Origin of the sequence: Bacillus sp. JJ1764 (genome assembly GCF_036962145.1) — a bacterium.
GTDB lineage: Bacteria > Bacillota > Bacilli > Bacillales > Cytobacillaceae > Neobacillus.
Map to the genome: position 1 here is coordinate 17919 of NZ_JBALNY010000141.1, position 654 is coordinate 18572.

1 protein-coding gene is annotated in these 654 nt (G+C 39.9%); it reads right to left on the minus strand.

Annotated features, from left to right (window positions below; all coding sequences use genetic code 11):
- Nucleotides 1-13 precede the first annotated feature (13 nt).
- A partial coding sequence (locus tag V7083_RS18450) for an MMPL family transporter (RefSeq protein WP_335480642.1) occupies nucleotides 14-654 on the minus strand: 641 nt, incomplete at its 5' end.

Here is a 654-nt window from a genome sequence, read left to right on the forward strand (position 1 = left end):
GTCCCACATTAAATTAAACTACTTCTTTCTCTAAAGAAAAATTCTCATCCTTTTTCCTAGAAAATAAATTTGCTAGGGTGTCCGGAAGTACAATTAATGCCGGAACAAAGAGCGGAAGCAAAATAAAGCAAAGTACGACAAGTCCGGTTATTACAGCAATGGCCAATTCAGTTAAAAGGACCATTCCAGAAGGCATAAGTGTCGCAAATGTCCCGCCAAGGATGATCACCGCTGAAATGATGACGCCGCCGATATTCTTAGATGCCAAAACGATCGCCTCTTTAGGGGACAAATCTGGATATTCTTTAAAGCGCATCATTAAGAATATGCTATAGTCCACTCCCAAGGATACTATGATAATAAAGGAGAAGAATGGCACAAAGGAGGAAATCCCCTCATATCCCATTAAATCTATGAAAATATAGTTGATCGCGAACATGGCTGCATAGTATGCCCCTAAAAGGGATGCTGTGATAAAGACTGGTGTCCAAAAAGACCTTATAACCAAGAATAGGACAAGCAATACACCAATAATCACGATTACAGTGGTTCGATTTAAGTCTCTAGACAAGACATCGTTCATATCATTGGTTGTAGCACTTGATCCAGACGTTCCACTTTTAGCAGCTGAAAGTGCTGTACCTTTTAGTCCAT